The sequence below is a fragment of the Streptomyces sp. NPDC030222 genome, from assembly GCF_055573115.1.
In genome coordinates, this window is record NZ_JBVICA010000027.1 from 19,946 (window position 1) to 45,484 (window position 25,539).

At 72.2% G+C, this 25,539-nt stretch carries 26 protein-coding genes and 1 riboswitch; of the genes, 19 read left to right on the forward strand and 7 right to left on the reverse strand.

What is annotated here, in order from left to right:
- Positions 1 to 22: 22 nt before the first annotated feature.
- A complete protein-coding gene (locus ACZ4Z5_RS29530; RefSeq protein ID WP_468268367.1) occupies positions 23 to 928 on the reverse strand; it encodes an RNA polymerase sigma-70 factor in 906 nt (301 codons plus the stop codon).
- Between the two features lie 169 nt (positions 929 to 1,097).
- Positions 1,098 to 1,228: riboswitch (FMN riboswitch) on the forward strand.
- Positions 1,229 to 1,378: 150 nt separating this feature from the next.
- Here ACZ4Z5_RS29530 and ribD point away from each other — a divergent pair.
- The 10 genes from ribD to ACZ4Z5_RS29580 all read left to right on the forward strand — a co-directional run bounded on the left by ribD (position 1,379) and on the right by ACZ4Z5_RS29580 (position 10,091).
- A complete protein-coding gene (gene ribD / locus ACZ4Z5_RS29535; RefSeq protein ID WP_468268370.1) occupies positions 1,379 to 2,476 on the forward strand; it encodes a bifunctional diaminohydroxyphosphoribosylaminopyrimidine deaminase/5-amino-6-(5-phosphoribosylamino)uracil reductase RibD in 1,098 nt (365 codons plus the stop codon).
- Positions 2,477 to 3,085: a riboflavin synthase gene (locus ACZ4Z5_RS29540; RefSeq protein WP_468268373.1), complete on the forward strand. Its 609-nt coding sequence runs from the start codon at positions 2,477 to 2,479 to the stop codon at positions 3,083 to 3,085. It begins immediately after the preceding gene.
- Positions 3,082 to 3,735: a nicotinamide mononucleotide transporter family protein gene (locus ACZ4Z5_RS29545; RefSeq protein WP_468268376.1), complete on the forward strand. Its 654-nt coding sequence runs from the start codon at positions 3,082 to 3,084 to the stop codon at positions 3,733 to 3,735. The genes ACZ4Z5_RS29540 and ACZ4Z5_RS29545 overlap by 4 nt, the downstream gene beginning before the upstream one ends.
- Positions 3,732 to 5,015, forward strand: a complete 1,284-nt coding sequence (locus ACZ4Z5_RS29550; protein ID WP_468268379.1) for a bifunctional 3,4-dihydroxy-2-butanone-4-phosphate synthase/GTP cyclohydrolase II — start codon at positions 3,732 to 3,734, stop codon at positions 5,013 to 5,015. The genes ACZ4Z5_RS29545 and ACZ4Z5_RS29550 overlap by 4 nt, the downstream gene beginning before the upstream one ends.
- 192 nt (positions 5,016 to 5,207) lie before the next feature.
- On the forward strand, positions 5,208 to 5,693 hold the full coding sequence (ribH, locus tag ACZ4Z5_RS29555; RefSeq protein ID WP_468268382.1) for a 6,7-dimethyl-8-ribityllumazine synthase: 486 nt from the start codon (positions 5,208 to 5,210) through the stop codon (positions 5,691 to 5,693).
- 33 nt (positions 5,694 to 5,726) lie between these two features.
- Entirely contained in the window at positions 5,727 to 5,999 is a 273-nt protein-coding gene (locus ACZ4Z5_RS29560; protein ID WP_468268385.1) for a phosphoribosyl-ATP diphosphatase, read from the forward strand.
- A 73-nt stretch (positions 6,000 to 6,072) separates the two neighbouring features.
- Positions 6,073 to 6,921: an ATP phosphoribosyltransferase gene (gene hisG, locus ACZ4Z5_RS29565; RefSeq protein WP_468268388.1), complete on the forward strand. Its 849-nt coding sequence runs from the start codon at positions 6,073 to 6,075 to the stop codon at positions 6,919 to 6,921.
- A gap of 58 nt (positions 6,922 to 6,979) precedes the next feature.
- A complete protein-coding gene (locus tag ACZ4Z5_RS29570) occupies positions 6,980 to 7,444 on the forward strand; it encodes a PH domain-containing protein (protein ID WP_468268391.1) in 465 nt (154 codons plus the stop codon).
- Positions 7,445 to 7,650: 206 nt separating this feature from the next.
- A complete protein-coding gene (locus tag ACZ4Z5_RS29575) occupies positions 7,651 to 8,991 on the forward strand; it encodes a hemolysin family protein (protein ID WP_468268394.1) in 1,341 nt (446 codons plus the stop codon).
- Positions 8,988 to 10,091 (forward strand): hemolysin family protein, encoded by a 1,104-nt coding sequence (locus tag ACZ4Z5_RS29580; RefSeq protein ID WP_468268397.1) that lies wholly within the window; start codon positions 8,988 to 8,990, stop codon positions 10,089 to 10,091. The genes ACZ4Z5_RS29575 and ACZ4Z5_RS29580 overlap by 4 nt, the downstream gene beginning before the upstream one ends.
- Positions 10,092 to 10,123: 32 nt before the next feature.
- Here the strand turns inward: ACZ4Z5_RS29580 and ACZ4Z5_RS29585 are convergent, their stop codons facing one another.
- Both ACZ4Z5_RS29585 and ACZ4Z5_RS29590 read right to left on the reverse strand, forming a co-directional pair.
- Positions 10,124 to 12,031 carry an AAA family ATPase gene (locus ACZ4Z5_RS29585; protein WP_468268540.1) on the reverse strand — a complete coding sequence of 636 codons (1,908 nt, stop codon included), beginning with the start codon at positions 12,029 to 12,031 and terminating at the stop codon, positions 10,124 to 10,126.
- Positions 12,032 to 12,446: 415 nt separating this feature from the next.
- Entirely contained in the window at positions 12,447 to 13,100 is a 654-nt protein-coding gene (locus tag ACZ4Z5_RS29590) for a uridine kinase family protein (RefSeq protein ID WP_468268400.1), read from the reverse strand.
- Between the two features lie 246 nt (positions 13,101 to 13,346).
- Between ACZ4Z5_RS29590 and ACZ4Z5_RS29595 the strand changes: the two genes are divergently transcribed.
- Positions 13,347 to 14,678: a peptidase C39 family protein gene (locus ACZ4Z5_RS29595; RefSeq protein WP_468268403.1), complete on the forward strand. Its 1,332-nt coding sequence runs from the start codon at positions 13,347 to 13,349 to the stop codon at positions 14,676 to 14,678.
- Between the two features lie 178 nt (positions 14,679 to 14,856).
- Entirely contained in the window at positions 14,857 to 15,123 is a 267-nt protein-coding gene (locus tag ACZ4Z5_RS29600; RefSeq protein WP_468268406.1) for a hypothetical protein, read from the forward strand.
- Positions 15,124 to 15,210: 87 nt separating this feature from the next.
- Here the strand turns inward: ACZ4Z5_RS29600 and ACZ4Z5_RS29605 are convergent, their stop codons facing one another.
- Complete coding sequence (locus ACZ4Z5_RS29605) at positions 15,211 to 15,420, reverse strand: DUF6011 domain-containing protein (RefSeq protein ID WP_468268409.1); 210 nt, start codon at positions 15,418 to 15,420, stop codon at positions 15,211 to 15,213.
- Positions 15,421 to 15,566: 146 nt separating this feature from the next.
- On the opposite strand from ACZ4Z5_RS29605, the gene ACZ4Z5_RS29610 reads away from it, so the two are divergent.
- The 3 genes from ACZ4Z5_RS29610 (at position 15,567) to ACZ4Z5_RS29620 (ending at position 18,114) form a co-directional block, all read left to right on the forward strand.
- Positions 15,567 to 15,719, forward strand: coding sequence for an SCO1431 family membrane protein (locus ACZ4Z5_RS29610; RefSeq protein ID WP_468268412.1), 153 nt, complete (start codon positions 15,567 to 15,569; stop codon positions 15,717 to 15,719).
- A gap of 75 nt (positions 15,720 to 15,794) precedes the next feature.
- On the forward strand, positions 15,795 to 16,463 hold the full coding sequence (locus ACZ4Z5_RS29615) for a TetR/AcrR family transcriptional regulator (RefSeq protein WP_468268415.1): 669 nt from the start codon (positions 15,795 to 15,797) through the stop codon (positions 16,461 to 16,463).
- 478 nt (positions 16,464 to 16,941) lie between these two features.
- On the forward strand, positions 16,942 to 18,114 hold the full coding sequence (locus tag ACZ4Z5_RS29620) for an acyl-CoA dehydrogenase family protein (protein WP_468268417.1): 1,173 nt from the start codon (positions 16,942 to 16,944) through the stop codon (positions 18,112 to 18,114).
- A gap of 514 nt (positions 18,115 to 18,628) precedes the next feature.
- Here ACZ4Z5_RS29620 and ACZ4Z5_RS29625 read toward each other — a convergent pair.
- Positions 18,629 to 19,039, reverse strand: a complete 411-nt coding sequence (locus ACZ4Z5_RS29625) for a hypothetical protein (protein WP_468268420.1) — start codon at positions 19,037 to 19,039, stop codon at positions 18,629 to 18,631.
- A gap of 205 nt (positions 19,040 to 19,244) precedes the next feature.
- Between ACZ4Z5_RS29625 and ACZ4Z5_RS29630 the strand changes: the two genes are divergently transcribed.
- From ACZ4Z5_RS29630 to fxsA, 4 genes are all read left to right on the forward strand, one after another.
- On the forward strand, positions 19,245 to 19,688 hold the full coding sequence (locus ACZ4Z5_RS29630) for an Lrp/AsnC family transcriptional regulator (protein ID WP_468268423.1): 444 nt from the start codon (positions 19,245 to 19,247) through the stop codon (positions 19,686 to 19,688).
- A gap of 43 nt (positions 19,689 to 19,731) precedes the next feature.
- A complete protein-coding gene (locus tag ACZ4Z5_RS29635) occupies positions 19,732 to 21,387 on the forward strand; it encodes an amidohydrolase (protein WP_468268426.1) in 1,656 nt (551 codons plus the stop codon).
- Positions 21,388 to 21,853: 466 nt separating this feature from the next.
- Positions 21,854 to 22,621, forward strand: coding sequence for a polyprenol monophosphomannose synthase (locus ACZ4Z5_RS29640; protein ID WP_468268429.1), 768 nt, complete (start codon positions 21,854 to 21,856; stop codon positions 22,619 to 22,621).
- Between the two features lie 46 nt (positions 22,622 to 22,667).
- On the forward strand, positions 22,668 to 23,237 hold the full coding sequence (fxsA, locus tag ACZ4Z5_RS29645) for an FxsA family membrane protein (protein WP_468268432.1): 570 nt from the start codon (positions 22,668 to 22,670) through the stop codon (positions 23,235 to 23,237).
- A 294-nt stretch (positions 23,238 to 23,531) separates the two neighbouring features.
- On the opposite strand, the gene ACZ4Z5_RS29650 is transcribed toward fxsA, so the two are convergent.
- Positions 23,532 to 23,906: an RNA polymerase-binding protein RbpA gene (locus tag ACZ4Z5_RS29650; protein ID WP_468268435.1), complete on the reverse strand. Its 375-nt coding sequence runs from the start codon at positions 23,904 to 23,906 to the stop codon at positions 23,532 to 23,534.
- Positions 23,907 to 24,161: 255 nt separating this feature from the next.
- Entirely contained in the window at positions 24,162 to 25,511 is a 1,350-nt protein-coding gene (locus tag ACZ4Z5_RS29655) for an MFS transporter (RefSeq protein WP_468268438.1), read from the reverse strand.
- Positions 25,512 to 25,539 lie beyond the last annotated feature (28 nt).

Sequence of the window (25,539 nt, forward strand, 5' to 3'; positions counted from 1 at the left end):
GGACGGGAACGTCGGTCACCCGCTATGAACCGGACAGGCCCTCCATCCGTGACAACTGCCGGGCGGCGAATTCCAGTTTCGCGGGACTGACCACCATGCGCACGCCTGTGACCAGGCCGTCCACGATCTCCGGAACCATGATCCCGGCGAGCACGTCCCCGGCCCGCACCAGGAACGCCGGTGCGCCGTTGACCTCGGCGAAGGAGAAGTCCAGGCCCGCCGAGAACCGCCGCATGCCGCCCGCCAGCAGGCGGGCCACCTTGTCGCGGCCGAGGACCGGGCGGAGTGCGGCGCCGACCATGCCTCCGCCGTCCGACCAGTAGGTCACGTCCTCGGCGAGATGCCTTTCCAGCCCGGCGAGGTCGCCCTCCCGGGCCGCGGCGAGGAAGCTCTCGACCAGCGTCCGCCACTGCTCGGACGCGGCCTCGAAGCGCGGGCGTTCCGCGGCCACCCGCTGCCCGGCCCTGCGGTGCAGCTGGCGGCAGTTGGCCTCGGAGAGTTCCAGCAGCTGCGCGATCTCCCGGTGGCTGTACGCGAAGGCCTCGCGCAGCACGTACACGGCCCGTTCCGACGGGGTGAGCCGTTCGAGCAGCACCAGCAGGGCCAACGACACCGCGTCGCGCTGCTCGGCGGACTCCAGCGGCCCGAGGGCCCCGCCCGAGGTGATCACCGGCTCGGGCAGCCATGGACCCGGATACACCTCACGGCGCGCCCGGGCGGAGGTGAGGCGGTTCAGGCAGAGGTTGGTCACCACCTTCGCCAGCCATGCGGAGGGCTGTCCGATGCCGGCGCGGTCGGCCCCGCTCCACCGCACGAAGGCGTCCTGGACGGTGTCCTCGGCCTCGCCGGCCGAGCCCAGCATGCGGTAGGCGAGGCCGAACAGGCGGGGGCGCTGTTCCTCGAACTCGTCGACGTCCGATGTGATCACGCCCCCAGCCTGTCAGAGCCCGACGGGACCGGATCACCGGGTCATGGGCCCGGACGGGGACCCCGTCCGGGCCCGGTGCGATCGTGCGATCGCCCTCTGTGAGGCAGTCCACAGGGAATCACCGGCATGGCTTCACGCGGGGCGTGGCAGACTGACCCTGTACCAGCAGCAGCGCACTCCGGGGTCGGTGTAATTCCGAACCGGCGGTTACAGTCCGCGACCCGTCCGCATCCAGCGGCCGGTTGACCAGGTGAAATTCCTGGACCGACGGTTAAAGTCCGGATGGGAGGCAGTGCGCGGCGGGCGGCCTTCACGGGCCATGCCGGCCGTCGGCTGATCGTCGTACCCGGCGATCGGTCCTCTCGGCCGTACGTATCCCCGTGTGCGTTTCCCGCTTTCTGTCGTCATCGACAGCCCCGGAGTCCGTGCCCGAAGAGGCAGGAGGACCCGGTGGCCACCACAGCCGACATGCACGCCATGCGCCGAGCCATCGGGCTCGCCGCCCGCGGACTCGGCTCCACCAGCCCCAACCCCGTCGTCGGATGCGTCGTCCTCGACGCCTCCGGCGAGCCCGTCGGCGAAGGCTTCCACGAGCGCGCCGGGGGACCGCACGCGGAGATCCACGCGCTGCGCGCAGCGGGCGTACTGGCCCGTGGCGGCACCGCCTTCGTCACCCTCGAACCCTGCAACCACACCGGCCGCACCGGCCCCTGCGCGCAGGCGCTCATCGACGCCGGCGTCAGTCGGGTCGTCTACGCGGTCGCCGACCCCGACCAGCGGGCCACCGGTGGCGCCGCCACGCTCCGCGCGGCCGGCATCGAGGTGGAGTCCGGGCTGCTCGCCGCGGAAGCGGAGGCCGGGAACATCGCCTGGCTGACCTCCGTCCGCCTCGGCCGCCCCCACGTCGTGTGGAAGTACGCCGCCACCCTCGACGGCCGCATCGCCGCCGCGGACCGCACCAGCCGCTGGATCACCTCCGCCGAGTCCCGCGCGGACGTCCACCGGCTGCGCGCCCAGGCCGACGCCGTACTCGTCGGCTCCGGCACCGCCCGCACCGACGACCCGCACCTCGCCGTGCGCGGCGTCGACGACGCCGTCCAGCCGCTCCGGGTCGTCGTCGACACCCGTGCCGACGCCGTCCGGCCCGGCGCGCGGGTCCTCGACGACGCCGCACCCACTCTGGTCGCCGTCGCCGAGGACGCCGTCACCGACCACCTCTCCGGGGTGGACGTCGTACGGCTGCCCCGCACCGCCGCCGGCGTCGACATCCCGGCACTCCTGACCGTCCTGTACGACCGCGGAGTCCGGTCCGTGCTACTCGAAGGCGGGCCCACGCTGGCCGCCGCCTTCGTCGCCGCGGGCGCCGTCGACCAGGTCGTCGGCTATCTCGCGCCCGTCCTGCTCGGAGCGGGCCCGAGCGCCCTCGCCGACGCCGGGATCCACACCATCACCGAAGCGCTGCGGCTCGAGATGACCGAAGCCGTCCGCATCGGCCCCGATCTGCGCATCACCCTCACGTCCGCCGCCACCACAGCCAAGGAGCACTGAGTGTTCACCGGAATCGTCGAAGAACTGGGCGAGGTCACCGCCGTCGAGGACCTCGGCGACGCCTCCCGCTTCCGCCTCCGCGGCCCCGTCGTCACCGACGGAGCCAAGCACGGCGACTCCATCGCCGTGAACGGCGTCTGCCTCACCGTCGTCGACACCGCCGACGGCGAGTTCACCGCCGACGTGATGGCCGAGACCCTCAAGCGGTCCAGCCTCGGCGCACTCGCCCCCGGATCCCGCGTGAACCTCGAACGGCCCATGGCCGTCGGCGGGCGGCTCGGCGGCCACATCGTGCAGGGCCACGTCGACGGCACCGGCACCGTCCTGGAGCGCACGCCCTCCGACAACTGGGAGATCGTCAAGATCTCCCTCCCCGCCGAGCTGACCCGCTACGTCGTCGAGAAGGGTTCCATCACCGTCGACGGCGTCAGCCTGACCGTCGTCGACGCGGGCTCCGACCACTTCACCATCAGCCTCATCCCCACCACCCTCGCGCTGACCACGCTGGGCATCAAGCAGCCCGGCGACCCGGTCAACCTCGAGGTCGACGTCATCGCCAAGTACGTCGAGCGGCTGCTCGGCGCGCGCACCGAGGAGGCCGGCCGGTGAGCGCCCTCGACTGGCTCAACGCCGAGGCCTTCACGGCCTTCGGCCAGCACATCCTGTGGTCCGACATGATCGGCAACGCGGTCGGTCTGGTCGCCCTCGCCCTCGGCTGGCGCCGCTCCATCTGGACCTGGCCCGCGCAGCTCCTGTCCGGCGTCATCCTCGTCGCCGCGTACGCCTCCGCCCAGCTCGGCGGCGGTGTCGGCAAGCAGCTCCTGGTCATCGGTGTCGCCCTGTGGGGCTGGTGGCAGTGGCAGCAGGGCAAGCAGCAGGCACAGGACGGCTCCATCGCCGTACGGTTCGCCTCCTGGCGCGAACGAGCCGCCCTGGCCGGCGGTGCGATCCTCGGCACCCTCGCGGTCGGCGGGCTCTTCACCCTCTACCCGACGCTGTCGTGGAGCCCCTGGGCCGACGCGTACATCTTCGTCGGCACCCTCGTCGCGATGCTCGCCCAGGCCCGCGGCCTCGTCGAGTTCTGGTTCGCCTGGCTCCTGGTCGACCTCGTCGGCGTCCCCCTGGCCTTCAGCAGCGGCCTCGCCTTCTCCGGCCTGGTCTACGTCGTCTACTTCGCGCTCGTCCTGTGGGGGATGCGCGACTGGTGGCTGCGCTCCCGTACGAGCGTCCAGCCCGCCCTGGAAGGAGCAGCCGCATGACACCCACCTGGTTCGCCGAGGACACCGAGTCCCTCGCCCTCGACCCGATCGAGCAGGCCATCCGGGACATCGCCGCCGGCCGCCCCGTCGTCGTGGTCGACGACGAGGACCGGGAGAACGAGGGCGACCTCGTCGTCGCCGCCGAGAAGGCCACTCCCGAGATCGTCGCCTTCATGATGAGCGAGTGCCGGGGCCTGATCTGCGCGCCCATGGAAGGCGACGAACTCGACCGGCTCCAGCTGCCCCAGATGGTCGAGAACAACACCGAGTCGATGCGTACGGCGTTCACCGTCTCCGTCGACGCCTCGGCCGCCCACGGTGTGGGCACCGGTATCTCGGCCGCCGACCGGGCCACCACCCTCCAGCTCCTGGCGAACGGTGAGGCCGAGCCCACCGATTTCGTGCGCCCGGGGCACATCTTCCCGCTCCGTGCCAAGCCGGGCGGCGTCCTGGTCCGCAACGGCCACACCGAGGCCGCCGTGGATCTCGCCCGGCTCGCGGGGCTGCGCCCGGCCGGTGCGATCGTCGAGATCGCCGGTGAGGACGGCGAGATGCTGCGCCTTCCCGAGCTGGTCCCGTTCGCCCGCAAGCACGGCCTGACGATCATCTCCATCGAGGACCTGATCGCCTACCGTCGCAGCTCCGAGCCGACGGTCAGGCGCGAGGCCGCGGTGAACCTCCCGACCGCCTCCGGCGACTTCACCGCGTACGGCTACCGGTCCACGGTCGACGGCGTCGAACACGTCGCCCTCGTCCACGGCGACCTCGGCCACGGCGAGGACATCCTCGTCCGCGTCCACTCCGAATGCCTGACCGGCGACGTCTTCCACTCGCTGCGCTGCGACTGCGGCCCGCAGCTCCAGGCGTCCATGGACCGTATCGCCGAGGAGGGGCGCGGCGTCGTGGTCTACCTCCGCGGCCACGAGGGACGCGGCATCGGACTGATGTCCAAGCTGCGCGCCTACGAACTCCAGGAGCGAGGCCGCGACACGCTGGACGCCAACCTGGAACTCGGTCTGCCCGCGGACGCCCGCGACTACGCGGTCGGTGCGCAGATCCTCGCCGACCTCGGTGTCCGCAGTCTGCGGCTGATGACCAACAACCCCGACAAGATCTCCGCCCTCGTCCGGCACGGCCTCAAGGTCTCCGAACGGGAGCCGATGCCCGTCCAGGCGGGCGAGCACAACCTCCGGTACCTGCGCACCAAGCGGGACCGGATGGGCCACGACCTGCCCGGGCTCGACGCGGCCGCCGCCGCGTCGACCTGCGCCAATCAGTAGGAGCCGGCCCGCGGCACCGCGGAGGGCCCGCCGACGGCGACCGACGCATGCCGGCCGGCGGGCGACCGGGAGCCGGCCGGCGGCACCGGAGACGAACCGCAGAACGCGGACACGAACCGCAGAACAGCAACCAGATCGACCCCGGCGACGGCGGCACCCGCGGCCGGGAGAACCAGCACATCGAGGAGACACGTGAGCGGCAAGGGCGCACCCGAACTGTCCGTACGCAACTGCGGAGACCTCCGCGTCGCGGTCGTCGCGGCGCAGTGGCACGACAAGGTCATGGACGGCCTCGTGGACGGCGCCCTGCGCGCTCTGCGCGAGCTGGGCATCGACGAACCGACCCTCCTGCGCGTCCCCGGCAGCTTCGAGCTGCCGGTGGTCGCGAAGGTCCTCGCCCAGCGCGGCTACGACGCGGTCGTGGCACTAGGCGTCGTCATCAGGGGAGGCACCCCGCACTTCGACTACGTGTGCCAGGGCGTCACCCAGGGTCTGGTCCAGGTGTCCGTGGAGACCGGCGTCCCGATCGGCTTCGGCGTGCTGACCTGTGACACCGAGGAGCAGGCCCTGGACCGGGCCGGCCTGGAGGGATCCAACGAGGACAAGGGCCACGAGGCCGTCACCGCCGCGGTCGCCACCGCTGCCACACTGCGCACGGTCAGCGAACCCTGGCGCTGAGTGGAGGCCGGTACCCCGTACTCTAAGAGCATCATGGCCAACAAAACCTTCGAAGAGCTCTTCACCGAGCTCCAGCACAAGGCCGCCAACGGCGACCCGTCGACGTCCCGCACCGCCGAGCTCGTGGGCAAGGGTGTGCATGCCATCGGCAAGAAGGTCGTCGAGGAGGCCGCCGAGGTGTGGATGGCCGCCGAGTACGAGGGCAAGGAAGCCGCCGCCGAGGAGATCTCGCAGCTGCTGTACCACGTCCAGGTGATGATGGTCGCCCGCGGGATCTCGCTCGACGACGTCTACGCCCACCTCTGAGCCACCCCCCGACCGCAACGATCCTCCCGCTCCGCACAGCACCTCACGCCAAGCGAACAAAGGAACCTCCCCCATGCTGCGCATCGCCGTCCCCAACAAGGGTTCTCTCTCCGGACCTGCGTCGGAGATGCTCCATGAGGCGGGCTACCAGCAGCGCAAGGAGTCGAAAGAGCTGGTGCTCGTCGACCCCGACAACGAGGTCGAGTTCTTCTACCTGCGCCCGCGGGACATCGCCATCTACGTCAGCTCCGGCCGCCTCGACATCGGCATCACCGGGCGGGACCTGCTGCTGGACTCCGGCGCCAACGCCGAGGAGATCCTGCCGCTGGGCTTCGCACGCTCGACGTTCCGCTACGCCACCAAGCCGGGCACCGCCAAGGGCCCCGCGGACTTCGGCGGCAAGACGGTCGCCACGTCCTACGAGGGCATCGTCGCCAAGCACCTGGCCGAACTGGGCGTGGACGCCTCCGTGGTCCACCTCGACGGCGCCGTCGAGACCGCGATCGAACTGGGCGTCGCCCAGATCATCGCGGACGTCGTCGAGACCGGCACCAGCCTGCGCAACGCCGGCCTCGAGGTCATCGGCGAGCCCATCCTCACCTCGGAGGCCGTCGTCATCCGCCGTACCGGCGTGGGCGTCGACGACCCGAAGGTCCAGCAGTTCCTGCGCCGCCTCCAGGGCGTCCTGGTGGCCAGGACGTACGTGATGATGGACTACGACTGCCGCGCCGAGCACCTGGAGCGGGCCGTCGCCCTGACCCCGGGCCTGGAGTCCCCGACGGTCTCCCCGCTGCACAACGAGGGCTGGGTCGCCGTCCGTGCCATGGTCCCCGCCCGCGAGGCCCAGCGCATCATGGACGACCTGTACGAGCTGGGTGCCCGCGCGATCCTCACCACCGAGATCCACGCCTGCCGGCTCTGATCCGCGGGAACCGACCGCCCACGGAACCGGCAGCCCACGGAACGGAAGGACCACACGCGTGTCCGCCCCCGCGCACCAGCCCCAACTCCCCGGCCTCCCCGTCACCTTCAGGCCCACCCGCACCCGGGCGGTCCTGCTGACCGTGGGAGCGGCCATGTTCGCGGTCATCACCGCGATCGCCCTGCTGCTGGAGCGGCTGAGCGCGGGGGAGCGGACCAGTTTCATCGTCACCGCACTGCTGTTCTCCGCCGTGCTCGCCCTGCTGAGCCGCCCCAAGGTGGTCGCCGACGACACCGGCGTCACCGTGGTGAACCTCACCACCAGGCGGCGGCTCGCCTGGGCCGAGATCCTGCGGGTCAATCTGCGCCCCGGCGATCCCTGGGTCTTCCTCGACCTCAGTGACGGCACCAGCCTGCCCGCGCTCGGCATCCAGCCCGGCATCGGCAGGCAGCGCGCCATCCGCGACGCCCGTGCCCTGCGCGCCCTCGCCGAGACCCACGGCACCGGCAGCGACGGCGCGTGAACCCCGCCCCGCCCGCAAGGCGGACGGGACGTTGCGGCGGCGATCGCAATGACTACTCTGGTGGGCGGGACGCAGCATGCGTCCCGCCCCGCGACACTCCGGACGGCCGGACCGCGGGGCTTCCTGCGACACGAGGAGTGACTCCCTCCAGCAATGGACGGATCGTCCGGTAGTACCTGCGCCGCTGCCTCCACCGAGGCGGCGGCATGATCGTCTCCCTGCTGCTGCTCTTCGCGGCATTCCTCCTGATCCTCGCGAACGGCTTCTTCGTGGCCGCCGAGTTCGGCCTGGTCACCGTGGACCGGCCGGATGCGGAGCGTGCCGCGGCCGAGGGCGACCGCCGTGCGCGGACCGTCGTCGAGGCTCTCAAGGAGCTGTCCTTCCAGCTCTCCGGCACCCAGCTCGGCATCACCATCACCTCGCTGGTCGTCGGTATGCTCGCCGAGCCCGCGCTGGCCGGCCTGCTGCACGGCCCGCTCACCGCCACCGGCCTGCCCGAGGGCGTCGTACCGGGAGTGAGCGTGCTGATAGGCATGCTGCTCGCCTCCGCCGTCCAGATGGTGGTCGGCGAACTCGTCCCGAAGAACTGGGCGGTGTCCCGGCCCCTGCAGGTCGCCCGGTTCGTCGCCGGCCCGCAGAACGCCTTCTCCCGGCTGTTCCGGCCGGTGATCGCGCTGCTCAACGCCGTCGCCAACCGGCTCGTCCGGGCCCTGGGCGTGGAACCCACCGAGGAGCTGGCCTCCGCCCGTACCCCCGGTGAACTGGTCTCCCTGGCCCGGCACTCGGCCCGGGCGGGCGCCCTGGAGCAGGACACGGCCGATCTGTTCGTCCGCACCCTGTCGCTCGGGCACCTCACCGCACAACACGCGATGACGCCCCGTGTGAAGGTCAGCGCCCTGCAGTCCACGGCCACCGCCGCCGACGTGCTCAACCTCACCCGGGCCACCGGCCTTTCCCGCTTCCCCGTCTACCGGGACCGGATCGACGAGATCGTGGGCATGGTCCACCTCAAGGACGCCCTGGCCGTGGTCCCGCAGGAGCGGATGCGCACCCCCGTCGGCCGGATCGCCGTGCCGCCGCTGCTGGTCCCCGAGACCCTGCCGGTGCGGCAGCTGCTGGAACGGCTGCGCAGCGAGCAGCCGATCGCCGTCGTGGTCGATGAGTACGGCGGCACGGCCGGCGTGGTCACCCTGGAGGACATCGTCGAGGAACTCGTCGGAGAAGTCCGTGACGAGCACGACGACGAGGGTGCGGAACGGCCCGAGCTCACCGCCGTCGCTGCCGAGGACGGCCACCCCGCATGGGATGCCGACGGCAGCTGCCGCGTCCTCACCCTCCGGCGGATAGGCCTCGATGTGCCCGACGGCCCGTACGAGACCGTGGCAGGCCTCGTCGCCGACCTGCTCGGCCGCATCCCCGCCCCCGGCGACCGGGCCGAACTGCCCGGCTGGCGTCTCTCGGTGCGCCAGGTCGAGAGGTACCGGGCCGAACGCGTCCGGCTGGTGCGCACCGCAGGTGCCGATGAGCTCGTGGAGGCCGCACGGTGAGCGCCGTTCAGCTGATCTTCGCCCTGTTGTTGGTCCTGGCCAACGGCTTCTTCGTGGGCGCGGAGTTCGCCCTCGTGTCGGTGCGCCGCAGCCAGATCGAGCCGCTCGCCGCCGCGGGCTCCGCACGGGCCCGGCAGGTGCTGCACGGCCTGGAGGGCCTGCCCCGGATGATGGCCGCGGCGCAGTTCGGCATCACTGTCTGCTCGCTGACCCTGGGCGCCGTCGCCGAACCGACCGTCGCCGGGCTGCTGGAACCCGTCTTCCACGCCGTCCACGTGCCCGAGGGGCTGATCCACCCTCTGGGCTATGTGATCGCGCTCGCCGCGGTGGTCTTCCTCCACTTGGTGATCGGCGAGATGGTCCCGAAGAACCTCGCCATGGCGGCCCCCGAGAAGACCGCCATATGGCTCGGGCCCGGCCTCGTCGGCTTCGCACGCCTGTGCGGTCCGGTGACGACCGTGCTCGGCGCCTGTGCCCGGCTCGTGCTCGGACTGTTCCGCGTCGAGCCCAAGGACGAGGTGGAGGCCGTCTTCACCAGCGAGCAGCTGAACCGGCTGGTCGAGGACTCCGGCCAGGCCGGACTCCTGGAGCCGGAGGAGCAGGAACGACTGGAGGACGCCCTCGAACTGGGCAGCAGGCCGGTCACCGACGTCCTGCTGGACCGGGCCTCCCTGGTGACCGTCCAGCCGTCCGTCACGCCCCGGCAGATCGAGGAGCTGACCGTACGGACGGGCTACTCCCGGTTCCCGGTGTGCGCGGAGAACGGTGCCTTCATGGGATTCGTGCACGTCAAGGACATCCTCGAACCGGAGGACGCGGAGCGGGCCGTGCCCCAGCACCTGTGGCGGCCGCTCGCCACGCTCCGGGCCGAGCTGCCGCTCGACGACGCCCTGACCGTGATGCGCCGTGCCGCCACCCATCTGGCGCAGGTCATCGACTCCGGCGGGCGGGTCCTCGGCCTGGTCGCCCTGGAGGACGTCCTGGAGATGCTCGTGGGCGAGGTCCGGGACCCCGCCCACCGAGCCGGAGCACCGCTGGTGCCCAGGCTGTCCGAACCCCGCCCCGAACCGGAGCCCGCCCGCCAGGCACTGGCACGCTAGGGGGTGTCCGACCCTGACCGGCCGGACACCCCCTAGTACGCCGGCGGGGCCGTCGGGCCGCGGTCCTCGGGACCGCGGCCCGACAGCACCTCGCCGTAGGCCTGCATCAGATCGGGGAGCCGCAGCGTGGACAGGTCGTCCCGGCCCGGCGTGCCGGGGTACGTCGAGAGCCGCAGGTCCCGGTAGGCACAGCTCTTCTCGTACAGGGTGCGCAGGAACCTGCCGTTGCCGAGCTCGTCGATCCAGCCCTGGTCCACCACATGGCCGCTGATGCTGCGCAGCTCGTCCAGGGCCTCCTCGTCCCACACGTCGCCGTTGTCGGCGGCCAGTACCTCGCCGATCGCGGTCAGCTCCAGCGGCCGGTACGAAGGGAAGTCCACCCGGGTCGTGAACCGCGACGACAGCCCCGGGTTCGCGGCCAGCAGCCGGTCCATGCCCTCCGGGTAGCCGGCGAGGATCACCACGAGGTGGTCGCGGTTGTCCTCGGCGCGCTTGAGCAGCACCTGGAGGGCCTCGTCGCCGTAGGCGTCGCCCTTGCTGTAGCCGCTGTTGGAGAGGCTGTAGGCCTCGTCGACGAAGAGCACCCCGCCGAGAGCGGAGTCGATCAGTTCATTAGCCTTGACCGCGGTCTGGCCGAGGAACTCGCCGACCAGGTCCGCCCGCTGGGCCTCGACCAGATGTTCCCCGCCGAGCAGCCCGAGGGCGTAGAACACCCGCCCGAGGATCCTCGCGACCGTGGTCTTCCCCGTGCCGGATGGCCCGGAGAAGACGAAGTGACGTTTGGGGGGATGCACCGGAAGGCCCTGCGCGGCCCGCAGCCGGGCCATGTTCAGCTGCGCCGACAGCGCCTTGACCTGCCGTTTCACCGGTTCCAGTCCCACCATGCGCTCCAGCTCCGCCAGCGCCTGGGCCAGCAGCGCCGGGTCGGTCGGCCCGGCGGGGAATGGCGGCGGTGCCGGCTGCACGGGGATCACCGCCTTCTGCCGCACGCCGTGGACGGGGGCGGGCCCAGCGGTGCCGCCGGGGGACGGCATCTGGGCCTCGCCGCCGATGCGGGGATCGCGCCCGTCGGCCGGGTCCGCGCCGAGCAGCGGATCGAGGTCCCCGCCCTGTGCCGTCGCGTCCTGGCCGACGCCGCCGAGGGACACCGGTGCGAGGTCCGTCGGGTCGTCGTACCCGTCGCCTTCGGCGATCGCCGCGAGCCGGGCCGCGGTGTCCATGAACGCGGGGTCCACCCGGTGCACCGCGCGGTACAGCGGCAGGGCGGCCGCGGTACGGCCGGTCCCCTCGTGGGCCCGGGCCAGCCAGTAGCGCAGCTCCTTGCGCTGCGGCTGTTCGCTGCGGCAGCGCATCAGGGCGGTCGACAGCAGCGGCTCGGCCTGCCCGTACATCTCCAGCCGCACCCGTGCCATGCCGCCGAACAGGCCCGACTCGATGCCCAGCATCGGGTCGTCGACCAGCGGCTCGGTGTGCCGCACCAGCTGGTCCCAGTCCTTGACCAGGTATGCCCGGCAGGCGTGCAGGAACCGCACCTGAGGGTCGGTGTCCACGGGCGGCAGGCCGGCCAGTGCGCGGTCCAGTTCCGGCACGTGCCGTCCGTCGAGCCAGTGCGAGGCGTGTGCGAGCAGCAGGTCGCGCGGACTCTCCAGCACCGGCTGCACCCACCAGCCCAGCCAGTACCAGGAGTTGAGGGTCCGACGGTGGCGGGCCCGCTGGTCGCCGAAGCGGTCCCGGTGCCGGAACATCCGTAACAGCGCGGTCGTTGTGTCCACCCGCAGCGCGTGCAGTCCGAGCCAGCCGTCGGCCATGCCCGGATCCAGCCGCACGGCGGCCCTGAACTCCTCCTCGGCCTGCGGGTAGGCACCCATCGTGTAGGCGTCCACGCCCCGTAGCCAGGCGAGATCGGCCGGGGCCGGAATGCCCGTCGTGCCGAAATCCATCACGTCCCCCACCAGCCGTGCCCCCATGCCGTGCCGGGCGCACGCCCGACGCGGCCTGCCGAACCGCCATGTCGATGAACCGCCGTGTCGTCAGCGGGAATTGGCCGCTGCCTAGGACAGCCTTCCCCAGTTCGCACCGGCTGCATCGTACCCGTGGGGGGTGTGTCGGCCGAAGGGTGCGTAACGGGGCGATCGTGAGATCGGCGGTGGGCGCCGGGGGGAGCAGTGCCGGGTGATCCGTGACCCTGGGTGAGCGAACGGCTCCCGGGGAGGACGGGCGAAAGTGCTCCGGGCAGAACGAAGCCCCCGATCACGGGGGAACAACCGGGGGCTCCGCGTCTGCGGCGGCTCCGGAAAGCCGCACATTGAGAACGTAAGACCTGTACGGCCCCTGGGTCAAGCGGAGTTGGGCGACTCAGGGGAGCGGTTTTGCGCCGGTTCCGCGCGGTCCCCGAAGCCGGTCACGGTCGGTGAGGGTCAGGTTGGGGCCGGACGTCACTCCAGGCCCGGGAAGCACCTCGTACCCCTCCCGCAACTGGCGCACCAGAGAGTGCGCGAAGGGGCGCGAAGGGTCCTGCGCGAAGTGCCGCACCTCCTCCGCCGTCCACTCGTCCCAGAACACGGAGAGTCCCGCACCGTCCCGGTGCCGGCCCCGCCCCCAGGAGGTGTCCGGGTCCACCTCCATCCAGAAGAGCCGGGCCAGGTCCGGCCGCAGGGCCCGGCGGCCGGCACCCACCCCCTCGACGAGGACGACGTCCGCGGGCTCCAGGACCCTGGCCGCGCCGAAACATCGCAGCGTCCAGTCGTAGGGCAGATAGCGGGCCTCCCCGCCCCGGGCCAGCGGACCGGTGACCTGCGCCTGGAAACGCCCGGTCCAGGAGAAGAACTCCTCGTGCGTGGCGAGATCGTCGAGGTGCAGCACCGGTGCCCCGCCCAGGGCGTCCGCGAGCCGCGCGGCGAAGGTGCTCTTCCCCGACCCCGCGTGCCCGTCCACGGCGACCAGCCGCACCGGACCGCAGGAGGGCGGCAGGGCGCGGAGCTGCGCGGCGAGCTCTTCGAGATCGTCCATGCGCCCACCCTAGGGGCCCGGTCCGCGGCCCGCCCCGGGCAGGACCTGGACCGCAGCCCGCTGCCCCGCCCCGTGGACGCTCATCGCCGTCGGTTCCCGGCGGTGCAGGCCGCGCCAGTGGCCGAGACCAATATTGGTGGGCGCGACGCGTGCGCGGGCGCTGGCCCGGGCGCGCCACGACCGCGATAGTGGGCCCGACCGTCGTGCATCCGTCACCCCGTCCTCACCGCCTGGGGGTACCCGACCATGACCGGAAACGCCTCGCGCAGAACCGTGCTGGCCGCCGCAGTCGCCGCCGCGGGGGCCGCGGCGCTGACAGCGCCCGCCGCGGCGGCCCGCGCCGCCACCCGCACGGTCGACAACCGCAGCTGGACCTCGTACCAGGACTGGCGCCGCGGCTCGGCGGCCGGGACCCGCGCCGTCGCCGGCCGCCGCCCCGGGCTGGTGATCGGCACCCCGGCGGGCACCACGGACTACCTCGACCCGCACACCGGCACGACGTCGTCCTGGGAGTACGGCACCTGGACCTCGCCCGTGCACACCGCCACCGTGCCCGCGACCGAGGTCGTCGCCTCCTGGAACGCGCACACCCCCGCCGGGACCTGGCTCATGGCCGAACTGCGCGGCCGGTACTCCGACGGCACCGACACCCCCTGGTACGTCATGGGCCGGTGGGCGGCCGGGGACGGGGACATCCGCCGCACGTCCGTCGACGGACAGAAGGACGGCAGGAGCACGGTGTGGACCGACACGCTCGCCGTCGACGACCCGGGGAGCGGGCTGCGGGTGGCCACGTACCAGCTCCGGCTGACCCTCCACCGGAAGCCGGGGAGCGGCCTCACCCCGACCGTGTGGCGGCTGGGCGCGATGGCCTCGGACGTCCCGGACCGCTTCACCGTCCCGGCGTCCTGTCCCGGCGTCGCGAAGGAACTGACCGTCCCGCGCTACTCGCAGAACACCCACATCGGCCAGTACCCGGAGTACGACAACGGCGGCGAGGCCTGGTGCAGCCCCACCTCCTCGCAGATGATCGTCGAGTACTGGGGCCGCCGGCCCACCGCGGCGGACCTGGCCTGGGTCGATCCCTCCTACGAGGACCCGCAGGTCTGCCACGCCGCCCGGTTCACCTACGACAGCCAGTACGGGGGCTGCGGCAACTGGCCCTTCAACGCCGCGTACGCGGCCACCTACCGGGAGATGAGCGCGGTCGTCACCCGGCTGTCCTCGCTGACGGACCTGGAGACCCTGATCGCGGCCGGCATCCCGGCCATCACGTCCCAGTCGTTCCGCAAGGAGGAACTGACCGGCGCCGGATACGGCACCGCGGGTCATCTGATGACGGTGATCGGCTTCACACAGCAGGGGGACGTGATCGCCAACGACCCCGCCTCCCCGGACAACCCGTCGGTCCGCCGGGTCTACCGGCGGCGGGAGTTCGAGAACATCTGGCTGCGGACCAAGCGCTACAACGCGAGCGGCAAGGTCGTCTCGGGCACCGGCGGGGTCTGCTACCTCTACTGGCCGGCGTTCCCCAGTGCACGCCAGAAGGCCGCGCTGGCCGCGGTCGGCATCCGCTGACGCACCGCGAGAGCCCCTCCCGTTCCTCCCGTTTCCCCCGGTCCCCGGGACGGGGCTCTCGTCTGCATGTCAGCCGACGGGCTGTGCCTCTCCGTGTGTTCCGGCGCCTTCCGCGTTCCGGAACCGGCTCACGTGGCCGTCGCTCCAGCGGATCACTACGTCGTTGCGGACCCCGTCCTTGGCGAACGCTCCCGTCGTGATGACGTCGGCGGCGCTCCACGGTGATCCGGCGGGCCGGATCCTGTTACCGCCGTGGAAGCCCTTGGCGTCGACTCCGGGGCGGATGGTGGTCTCGCCCTTCCCGCGGACCAGGAGGTCGGCGGGCGACGCCTTGATCGACGCCTACCCCCTGAGCGAGGAGCACCTCGCCACCCTCGCGTCGTGCACTGGTGTGTCGTTCGCCCCCGACCGCCTGGACTGTTTCCTGGAGGTCGAGACCGGCTGAGCCGCTCGGTGCCGGGGCCGGCCTCCGCCTCGGGAGCCCGGCCCCTGCACGGGGAGGGCGAGATCCGCTCGTCCGAGACGAGCCCGGTCACAGCCCGGGCAGGGTGTCCTGATCGACGTCGTGCTGCGGGGGTGCGGGCACGGTGCGGTGCCGGAGCTTGCGACGGCAGTCGGGGCCGAGGCCGTAGAGACGGGCGTCGCGGTCGGTGAGCGGCCGGCCGCAGAGCCGGCAGGTGACGCGGGGGCGCCCCTCCTCGGGTTCGGGTTCGGTGCCGGGAAGCGGCGTCGGTGGGTTCACGACTCCGGTGTAGCAGGCTCCCGCCGGTGGTGGCGATGCCGGCCCGTCCGTCATCACGCGGTCCGGCCGGCCCGGCAGTGTCCTCCGGCCGGGGCGTGACCAACGTCTCGCCTCGAAAGTCCGGTTCGGCTGGCAATGTGGTCGGCATGACTGCGACCACGGCCATTGCGGCACGCCTCCGCCTCCGCGCCCGCACGGGCGGTCCAGACGACAGGGGCCCCGAGCTGCTGGAGCACGTCCTCGGCTGGACGCTCGTCGTCGTGCTCGCCGTGTTCGTCACCCGGGCCGGACTGATGTAGCGGCGGGACCGCGGTCTGCCATACTGCGGGTCCTCCAGAAGGAGACCCGAACCAGTCGGAGGCCAGGGCCCGCAAGTGAATATCATTCAGCAGCGTGGAGCGACCGGACGATCCCAGGTGCGTCGCAACGAACTCCTCGCGATCGGACGCGCGTTGTTCGCCGACACCTCGTACGACGCCTTGTCGATGGACGACATCGCCCAGCGCGCCGGGGTGGCCAAGGGGCTGCTGTACTACTACTTCAAGAGCAAGCGCGGCTACTACCTCGCGATCGTCGAGGACTCCGTCGCCGATCTGCTCGCCCGCGCCGCCTCCGGTACGCACCTGCCGCCCGTCCAGCGGGTGCACCGCACCGTGGAGGGCTATCTCCGGTACGCACAGCGCCACCAGGCGGCCTTCCGCACCATCGTCGCCGGCGGTGTCGGCTTCGACACCGAGGTCCAGGCCATCCGGGACGCCACGCGGGAGGAACTGATCGCCACCATCGCCGAGGGCGCCTACGGCCGCAGGGACGTCCCGCCGACGGCCCGGCTCGCGCTCCTGGGATGGGTCACCAGCGTCGAAGGCGTCACCCTGGAATGGGTCGGGAACCCGGTGCTGCCCCGAGGCGCGGTCCGCGATCTGCTGGCGCGGACCCTGCGCGCCACGCTGGCCACCATCGAGGAGTACGTCCCGGAATGCCCGGCGCCGGACCTCGACTGGGGCCCGGCCCGCTCGGCCGGACCGGCCACTGGATCACGCTGACCGGCCCCGTCCGCCGGCCATCGCGCTGATCGGTCCGTCCGGTCCGCCCGGTCCGGTCCCTCCACTCTGGTCCGTGCCTTCCGGTCCCTCCGCTCGCGTCGCCGCCACCGAGCCCCCAAAGTGGACCGCAGGGATCCACGTGGCCCGGCACCGGGTCGTGCGGGTGCCGTGCGACCCGCACCGTGCGGCATGAACGCGGAACGGTGTCGGGATCGTGGGAAGGGTCGCGGGAAGGCCAGGGGATGATCCGGACCAGCCGGGCCAATGGTTCGGACCGACCCGGCCCCGCTCACGAACGGTCACCGGCACCCCGTGACGGGGCGCCGACGATCGGGCATACTCGACGCGCCGCAGCCGCTGACGTGCCCTTTCCGCGACCCGGGAGGGAACCATCGGCTGGGCTGTTCGACCCCCGGCGTCGCCGCAACACCCGACGCGTGCGACCGCCGTAGCGCCCGACAAGGAGGAGAGCGCCGTAATGCCCGACCGTGCACCGCAGCCGGTGGAGCGTCAGTTGCCCACCGAGGAGTCCCGGGATCTCATCGCGCTGGTACGCGACATCGTGGATCGCGAGATCGCACCCCAGGCCTCGGAGGAGGAGGCGGAGAGCCGCTTCCCGCGCGAGACCTTCCGGCTGCTCTCCGAATCCGGTCTCCTCGGCCTCCCGTACGACTCCGCGCACGGCGGCGGGGACCAGCCCTACGAGGTCTACCTCCAGGTCCTGGAGGAGCTCGCCGCCGCCCGGCTCACGGTCGGCCTGGGCGTCAGCGTCCACACGCTCGCCTGCCACGGCGTCGCCGGCTACGGCACCAAGGAGCAGCGGGAGGAGCACCTGCCCGCCATGCTCGGCGGCGGACTCCTCGGCGCCTACTGCCTCTCCGAGCCGGCCTCCGGCTCCGACGCGGCCTCGCTGCGCACCAAGGCGGTGCGGGACGGTGACGACTGGGTCCTCACCGGTACCAAGGCCTGGATCACGCACGGCGGGATCGCCGACTTCTACACCGTGATGGCCCGCACCGGCGGTGAGGGCTCCCGGGGCATCACCGCGTTCCTCGTCCCGGGCGACGCCGAGGGCCTGAGCGCCGCGGCGCCCGAGAAGAAGATGGGCATGAAGGGCTCGCCCACCGCCCAGCTGAACTTCGACGGGGTCCGGATCCCCGACGCCCGCCGTATCGGCGAGGAGGGCCAGGGCTTCACGATCGCCCTGTCCGCGCTCGACTCGGGCCGCCTCGGCATCGCGGCGTGCGCGATCGGCGTGGCCCAGGCGGCGCTGGACCAGGCGGTCGGATACGCGACCGAGCGGCGGCAGTTCGGCCGCCCGATCGCCGACTTCCAGGGCCTGCGGTTCATGCTCGCCGACATGGCCACCCAGATCGAGGCCGGCCGGTCCCTGTATCTCGCCGCCGCCCGGCTGCGTGACGCCGGACGCCCGTTCTCCAAGGAAGCCGCCATGGCGAAGCTGTTCTGCACGGACGCGGCCATGCGGGTCACCACGGACGCCGTCCAGGTGCTCGGCGGATACGGCTACACCGCGGACTTCCCGGCCGAGCGCTACATGCGCGAGGCCAAGGTGCTCCAGATCGTCGAGGGCACCAACCAGATCCAGCGGATGGTCATCGCCCGCCATCTCGCGGGACCTGAGAGCCGGTGACCCAGCCGGTCCTTCCCGGCCACACCGGGGTCGTCGTGAGCCGGGCCCACTCCAGGTCGCGGCGCCCCGGCAGGGTCCTGCCGAGACACGCCCAGTGGTGCAGCAACTCGCCGTAGATGGGTGGGTCGGAGGGATGCGGAACCGATTCCTCTGACGGCGCCGCCGCATGGCGCCTGGGGCTCACCACGGAGTGCAACAGGCTCATGCCCGGCCAACGTCCGTGGGCGCTCCGGGTCACGCATCGGTGATTTCGTGCGTGCGTTCCCGCGGTACGCGGGGGCGTGCGATGACCCTGCGGTGGACGCGACCACCTACGATGCGTCGGCCTCGTGGTGTGACGGCACCATGGCGCGACGGGTGCACGGCCGCTGCGACGCGATGACCGCACGGCAGAACAGGCAGGCACCGCGGTGCCTGCCCCTTCTGCCGTGTCGTGTGCTGTATTCCGACGGGGTCCGGGTCGTCGCCCCCGCGGACCGGACCGGACGGCGCACCGTGCGGAGACGCAGCTCCCTCAGGCGGCGCGGCGGCGCATCTGCGGTACCTTGATCGGGCGCGAGCCAGGGCCGCCGACGTGCGAGAAGGGCTGGGTCCGCCAGTCGAGTCCCTGGGGCAGCGTCAGCAGCAGGGCGGTGTCCTGCTCCTGGGCCTCCAGCGAGTCGTCCGCGGCAACGGCGTCGGCGGCCGGCCGGCCCGTACCGGCGCACACCGTGAGGACGAACGGGTTCCACGGGCTCGGGCACAGCGCGTGCTCCGGCAGCTCGTCCTCGTCGGCGAGCAGCGCGATCGGCTGCGCGCAGTCCGGGCAGATCACCCGGTACATCTCGAACGTGTCGTAGGCGTCCGGTCCGGACTCGCCGTCGATCGGTTCGACGTGACCAACAGGCTCCGGTTCGTTACGACCGGCGCGCTTCAGGTTCTGCATGGAGAACTCCCCCTTGGGTGGGCCGATCTGACGGATGCGCCAACGGCCACAGCAAGCACTTCCCAGCGCGCACGCGCAATAACCGGACCGGCCAACCTGGACACGGGTGCGAAGCTGTGTCCTTGGTCACATGCCGCCCGAAGGTGCCCGTTCGGGAGCCCGCCGACTGTGCCGCGGGGCCTCCGGGGCAATAGGTTGATCGGCTATGGAGGAGCTGGACCGTCAGATCGTCGATCTGCTCGTCAAGGACGGGCGGATGAGCTACACCGACCTGGGCAAGGCCACGGGCCTGTCCACGTCGGCAGTGCACCAGCGGGTGCGCCGGCTGGAGCAGCGCGGGGTGATCCGCGGCTACGCCGCCGTCGTCGACCCCGAGGCCGTCGGCCTGCCGCTGACCGCCTTCATCTCGGTGAAACCGTTCGATCCCAGTGCCCCCGACGACACCGCGGAGCGACTGGCCGGGGTACCCGAGATCGAGGCATGCCACAGCGTCGCCGGCGAGGAGAACTACATCCTCAAGGTGCGGGTCGCCACCCCGCTGGAACTGGAGCACCTGCTCACCCGTATCCGCCACGACGCAGGCGTCTCCACCCGCACCACCATCGTCCTGTCCACCCCCTACGAGGCACGTCCGCCCCGCGTGCAGTGACCCCGGCGACGGGCGGTGGTCCCGAGGGGCGAGACTGGTCCCCATGACCGAGAGCACTGCCCCGAGCACCGCCCCGCAAAAGGGCACCGACCGGCCGGACGAGCCCGGCACCGTGCTGCTGCGCGGCGGAGACGTCCACAGTCCCGCGGACCCCTTCGCCACCGCGATGGTCGTGGAACGCGGACATGTGGCCTGGGTGGGCTCGGAAGGCGCGGCCGATGCCTTCGCCTCGGGCGTCGACGAGGTGATCGACCTCGACGGCGCACTGGTCACCCCGGCCTTCACCGACGCCCATGTGCACACCACCGCCACCGGCCTCGCGCTCACCGGCCTCGACCTCTCCGGTGCGCGCACCCTCGCCGAGGCCCTGGAGCTCGTCCGCCGGCACGCGGCGGAGCGCCCCGCCGACCGCATCCTCCTGGGACACGGCTGGGACGCCGCCCGCTGGCCCGAGCGGCGCCCCCCGCGCCGCGGCGAACTCGACGAGGCCACCGGCGGCCGCCCGGTCTACCTCACGCGGATCGACGTCCATTCGGCCGTGGTCACCACCGCCCTGATGGACCTGGTGGCGGGGGTACGGGACCTGACCGGCTTCCGCGACGGCGAACCGCTGACCGGCGACGCCCACCACGCCGTACGGGCCGCCGCCCACGCCGCGGTCTCCGCCGCGCAGCGGACCGAGGCGCAGCGCGCCGCGCTCCGGCACGCGGCCTCGCTGGGCATCGGTACGGTCCACGAGTGCGGTGGGCCGGAGATCTCCTCGGAGGACGACTTCACCGGCCTGCTGCGGCTCGCCGCCCAGGAGCCCGGGCCGCGGGTCGTCGGCTACTGGGCGGACCGCGACGTGGAACGCGCCCGCGCCCTGGGCGCCCGCGGCGCGGCCGGCGACCTGTTCGTCGACGGCTCGCTCGGCTCCCACACCGCCTGCCTCCACGAGCCGTACGCGGACGCCGGGCACACCGGCGTCGCCCACCTCGACGCCGACGCCGTGGCCGCCCATGTGATCGCCTGCACCGAGGCCGGACTGCAGGCCGGGTTCCACGCCATCGGCGACGCCGCCGTCACCTCGGTCGTCGACGGGATGCGGGCCGCCGTGGAGAAGCTCGGCCTGTCCCGGGTGCGTGCCGCCCGGCACCGTGTCGAGCACGCCGAGATGCTCGGCCCGGACACCATCGCCGCTTTCGCCGAGTACGGACTCACCGCCTCCGTCCAGCCCGTCTTCGACGCCTTCTGGGGCGGCGACGACGGCATGTACGCCGAGCGCCTGGGCGTCGAGCGGGCCCGCACCCTCAACCCGTACGCCGCCCTGCTGCGCGCCGGGGTGCCGCTGGCCTTCGGCTCCGACAGCCCGGTCACCCCGCTCGACCCCTGGGGCACGGTCCGCGCGGCGGCCTTCCACCGGACGCCGGAGCACCGCGTCTCCGTGCGCGCCGCGTTCACTGCGCACACCCGCGGAGGCTGGCGGGCCGTGGGCCGTGACGACGCCGGTGTGCTGGTGCCCGGCGCGCCGGCCGACTACGCGGTCTGGCGCACCGGCGACCTCGTCGTCCAGGCCCCCGACGACCGGGTCGCCCGCTGGTCCACCGACCCGCGCTCCGGCACGCCCGGACTGCCCGATCTCACCCCCGGCGGCGAACCGCCGGTGTGCCTGCGGACGGTGGTCGCCGGGCATACGGTGCATCTGCGCCCGGACGAGTGACGTCGGGGGATCCCGCGCCGGGGGGACGGGGCCGGACCGGCGGTCCCGTCACCTGCGGATCTTCCGCCCTGACCTGTTGGGGAATGGAATTCGCGCAGGTCAGAGGGGTGTTGACAGATCCGGGGCAGGGGCGGAATGGTTCGGCGGGTCCACCACGGGACGTCCGGTCGGCAAGCCTTGAGGATCCTCCACCCGCGCCTCGGGGGCGAGGGAAGGGTTCAGCCGCTCGGCAGGTGCGACCCGGGTGGGGCCCGGACGCTCAGTAGACAACGGCTCTCGGTCGATCCGCAGCCAGCGGGTCCCAGGCCGGCCCGAAGAGCGCCGGGCCCCGACCCGCAGTGGTTCGCGGCGTCCGTCGCCGGGCTCGGCCGAGGCAGCGACGGCCTCGCCCCGCTTCCCCGGCCTCACCCCCATCCGCCCCGGCGATCGCTATGGTGGTGACCCTGTACGAACCGAAGGGGCAGCAGTGAGGGACGCAGGTCAGAGGCCGTACGGTCCGCTGGGCAAAGCGCTGGTGATCATCCCGACCTACAACGAGGCGGAGAACATCGGTCCGATCGTCGCCCGCGTCCGCGCCGCCGTCCCCGAGGTGGACGTCCTCGTGGCGGACGACAACAGCCCCGACGGCACGGGCAAGATCGCTGACGAGCTCGCCGCCGAGGACGAGCAGATCCACGTCCTGCACCGCAAGGGCAAGGAAGGGCTCGGCGCCGCCTACCTCGCCGGATTCCGCTGGGGCATCGACAACGGCTACGGCGTGCTCGTGGAGATGGACGCCGACGGCTCGCACCGGCCCGAGGAGCTGCCCCGGCTGCTGACCGCGCTCAAGGGTGCGGACCTGGTCCTCGGATCCCGCTGGATCCCCGGCGGGCGGGTCGTCAACTGGCCCAAGTCGCGGGAGTTCCTGTCCCGGGGCGGCAGCACCTACTCCCGTCTGCTGCTGGGCGTGCCGATCCGCGACGTCACCGGAGGGTTCCGCGCGTTCCGCAAGGAGACCCTGGAGGGCCTCGGACTGGAGAACGTCGCCTCCCAGGGCTACTGCTTCCAGGTCGACCTGGCCCGCCGGGCCGTCGAGGCCGGATTCCACGTGGTCGAGGTGCCCATCACCTTCGTGGAGCGCGAGATCGGCGACTCCAAGATGAGCCGGGACATCGTCGTCGAGGCACTGTGGCGGGTCACGGCATGGGGCGTGGAGTCCCGGGCGAACAAGCTGCTCGGCCGCAAGCGCCCCTGATCACCCCCTTGTGCCGGTACGCTCCGGGCCCAGGCACACTGGGTGCATGACGACCGGCGCAACGCCCCCGACCGCCCCGCGGCGCTCCCGCGCCCGCACCTTCGTACCGATCGGCATCGCCGTCTGGCTGGTGCTGGAGATCTGGCTGCTGACCGTCGTGGCCGACGCAGTCGGCGCCGGGACCGTCCTGCTGCTCCTGGCCGCCGGGGTCGTCCTCGGAGCGGTGGTCATCAAGCGGGCGGGCCGCAGGGCGTTCCGTCGGCTGCAGGCGACGTTCCAGCAGCCGGGCGCCGGTGCCGGGGAGACGCCGCTGCCGGATCAGCAGGGCGGCGGCAACGCGCTCACCATGCTGGGCGGTCTGCTGCTCATCCTTCCGGGCTTGGTGTCGGACGCCGCGGGGCTGCTGCTGCTCCTGCCGCCGGTGCGCCGGATTCTCGGACGGTGCGGCCAGCGGACCCTGGAGGCCAGGATCCGCCGGGCCGCGCCCGGAAGCCTGGGCGATGCGTTCCAGCAGGCCAGGATTCACCGTCCGGACGGGAAGGTCGTGCAGGGTGAGGTCATCCGTGACGACGCGCCGTCGCCGGCCGACCCGACGCGCCCGCCCCTCACCCCGTGACACACCACCGAGGGCGTGCCCCGCACCCACCGTCACTCCTGGCGGGGTGGACGCCTGTGGTCGGGCATGCCGCACACGTTTGTGGCGTGCCCCACGCCGGGGAAGCCGACGCGTGCACCGGGCCGCACGCCGCTGAAGCCGGCACGCGTGCGCCGTCTTCAGTGACGCACCTCGCGCCGGGCCGGCGCACACCCGCCGTAGACGTACGCAGACAGGCCGCGGGGTCCGGATACACCAGGTGTTCCGGACCCCGCGGCCTGTGTGCTGTACGCGTTCGCGCGAAATGCCGCTCCGTTACGCGGACTTGCGGCTGTCCCGCGGATGCACGGCGATGTTCATCGCCCCCGAGCGGAGAACCTCGAGGCGCTCCGCGAGAACCTCTTCGAGCTCCTCGCGCGTGCGCCGCTCCATGAGCATGTCCCAGTGCGTACGCGCCGGCTTGCTCTTCTTCTCCTCGGGGCCGTCGCCGTCCACCAGGAGTGCCGTGGCGCCACACGCCTTGCACTCCCACTCCGGCGGGATCTCCGCCTCCACCGAGAACGGCATCTCGAATCGATGTCCGTTCGGGCATGCGTACTCCACCGCCTGGCGCGGGGCCAGATCGATGCCACGGTCGGTCTCGTAGCTGGTCACCACGAGACGCGTGCCGCGGAGAGCTCGCTCACTCATGAATCGTGCCTCCCGGGCTTGTCGCCCACAGGACAGGTGTCGCTGTCGTCGTCATCCGGTCAACGTCCGGTCGGCGGTAAAGATTCCCGTTCCGGGTCATGCGTCGCCCGTCGTGCCGCCCCTTTTTGTACCCACCAGTGCCCGTTTTGTCACATCTGGCAGAAGATGTCACCCAACGTTTGTGCTTCTGCAGCGCGCAGTAACGGTCCGCCTGGCAGGCCAAAGGCGTACACTACCGGCCTTTCACTTCAGCGTCTAAATCCGCTCCGGAACCGGGTTGCCGGCGGCCGCCACGGCGCGCCGTACCGGGACCCCGGCGAGCAGTACGAAACCTACCGCGAAGAAGATCACCAACGAGATGATGGCATCCCGGTAGCTCCCCGTCAGCTGGTATCCGAGACCGAACACCAGTGGCCCGAGCCAGCTCATGCCCCGGTCGCTCATCTCGTACGCGGAGAAGTACTCGGCTTCCTTGCCCGGCGGCACCAGATGGGAGTAAAGGGAGCGCGACAGCGCCTGGCTGCCCCCGAGCACCAGTCCGATCGCCGCCGCCAGTGCGAAGAACCACACCGGCCGCCCGGCGGGCAGGAAGTACCCCGCGCCGATGGTCAGGGTCCACGCCGCGAGCGAACCGAGGATCGTGCGCTTGGCGCCGTACCGGCGGGCCAGCGCACCCATGCCCAGGGCGCCGCCGATCGCCAGTACCTGCACCAGGAGCACAGCGACGATCAGGGTGTCCTGGCCGAGCCCCAGCTCCTCGGAGCCGTACACCGACGCCTGCGAGATCACCGTCTGCACACCGTCGTTGTAGATCAGGTACGCCAGCAGGAACCACAGGGTCAGCGGATGCCGCCGCATGTCCCGCAGGGTGGCCATCAGCTGCCGCCAGCCGGAGCCGACCGCGCCCTCCCCGCCGCCTCGGGGCACGCGCCGGTCGCGCAGCCGCCGCAGCGGCACCAGCGTGAAGGCACCCCACCACAGGCCCGCCGAGGCCAGGCAGATCCGGACGGCCTCGCCCTCGGTCAGCCCGAAGGAATCGTGCCCCGAGTACAGCGCCAGGTTCAGCAGCAGGACGAGCGCGCCCGAGGTGTAGCCGAACGCCCAGCCGCGCGAGGAGACCGTGTCCCGCTCGTCGGGCTCCGCGATCTGCGGCAGGTACGCGTTGTACAGCACCATCGACACGGACAGGGAGGCGTTCGCGACGATCAGCAGCGCCGCTCCGAGCAGGTACCGCTGGCCGTCCAGGAAGAACATGCCCGTGGTCGCGGCCGCCCCGAGGTAGGCGGACGCCGCCAGCAGGGGCTTCTTGCGGCCGGTCCGGTCCGCCGCCGCGCCCACCAGGGGCATGGCCAGGACCGCGAGCACCACCGACGCCGAGACGGAGTAGGCGAACAGCGAACCGGCCCGCACGGGTATCCCGAAGGGATGAACGAAGCCGTCCGCGTCCGCGGCGGACCTGGCGATCGCGGTGAGGTACGGCCCCAGGAACACGGTGAGCACGCTCGTCGAATACACCGAGCATGCGAAGTCGTAGAAGTACCAGCCGCGTTGCTCGCGTCTGCGCCCGGCGGCTTCGGCCGCCCGCTCCTCGGTCTCCGCCGTCACGTCCCCGGTCCCCTCACTCGTCACGCCT

Coding starts and splice junctions, on each gene's coding strand:
- ACZ4Z5_RS29550 (WP_468268379.1), top strand. CDS start 3,732: ATGACACCCACCTGGTTCGCCGAGGACACCGAGTCCCTCGCCCTCGAC.
- ACZ4Z5_RS29560 (WP_468268385.1), top strand. CDS start 5,727: ATGGCCAACAAAACCTTCGAAGAGCTCTTCACCGAGCTCCAGCACAAG.
- hisG (WP_468268388.1), top strand. CDS start 6,073: ATGCTGCGCATCGCCGTCCCCAACAAGGGTTCTCTCTCCGGACCTGCG.
- ACZ4Z5_RS29575 (WP_468268394.1), top strand. CDS start 7,651: ATGATCGTCTCCCTGCTGCTGCTCTTCGCGGCATTCCTCCTGATCCTC.
- ACZ4Z5_RS29585 (WP_468268540.1), bottom strand. CDS start 12,031: ATGGATTTCGGCACGACGGGCATTCCGGCCCCGGCCGATCTCGCCTGG.
- ACZ4Z5_RS29590 (WP_468268400.1), bottom strand. CDS start 13,100: ATGGACGATCTCGAAGAGCTCGCCGCGCAGCTCCGCGCCCTGCCGCCC.
- ACZ4Z5_RS29595 (WP_468268403.1), top strand. CDS start 13,347: ATGACCGGAAACGCCTCGCGCAGAACCGTGCTGGCCGCCGCAGTCGCC.
- ACZ4Z5_RS29610 (WP_468268412.1), top strand. CDS start 15,567: ATGACTGCGACCACGGCCATTGCGGCACGCCTCCGCCTCCGCGCCCGC.
- ACZ4Z5_RS29620 (WP_468268417.1), top strand. CDS start 16,942: ATGCCCGACCGTGCACCGCAGCCGGTGGAGCGTCAGTTGCCCACCGAG.
- ACZ4Z5_RS29625 (WP_468268420.1), bottom strand. CDS start 19,039: ATGCAGAACCTGAAGCGCGCCGGTCGTAACGAACCGGAGCCTGTTGGT.
- ACZ4Z5_RS29630 (WP_468268423.1), top strand. CDS start 19,245: ATGGAGGAGCTGGACCGTCAGATCGTCGATCTGCTCGTCAAGGACGGG.
- ACZ4Z5_RS29635 (WP_468268426.1), top strand. CDS start 19,732: ATGACCGAGAGCACTGCCCCGAGCACCGCCCCGCAAAAGGGCACCGAC.
- fxsA (WP_468268432.1), top strand. CDS start 22,668: ATGACGACCGGCGCAACGCCCCCGACCGCCCCGCGGCGCTCCCGCGCC.
- ACZ4Z5_RS29650 (WP_468268435.1), bottom strand. CDS start 23,906: ATGAGTGAGCGAGCTCTCCGCGGCACGCGTCTCGTGGTGACCAGCTAC.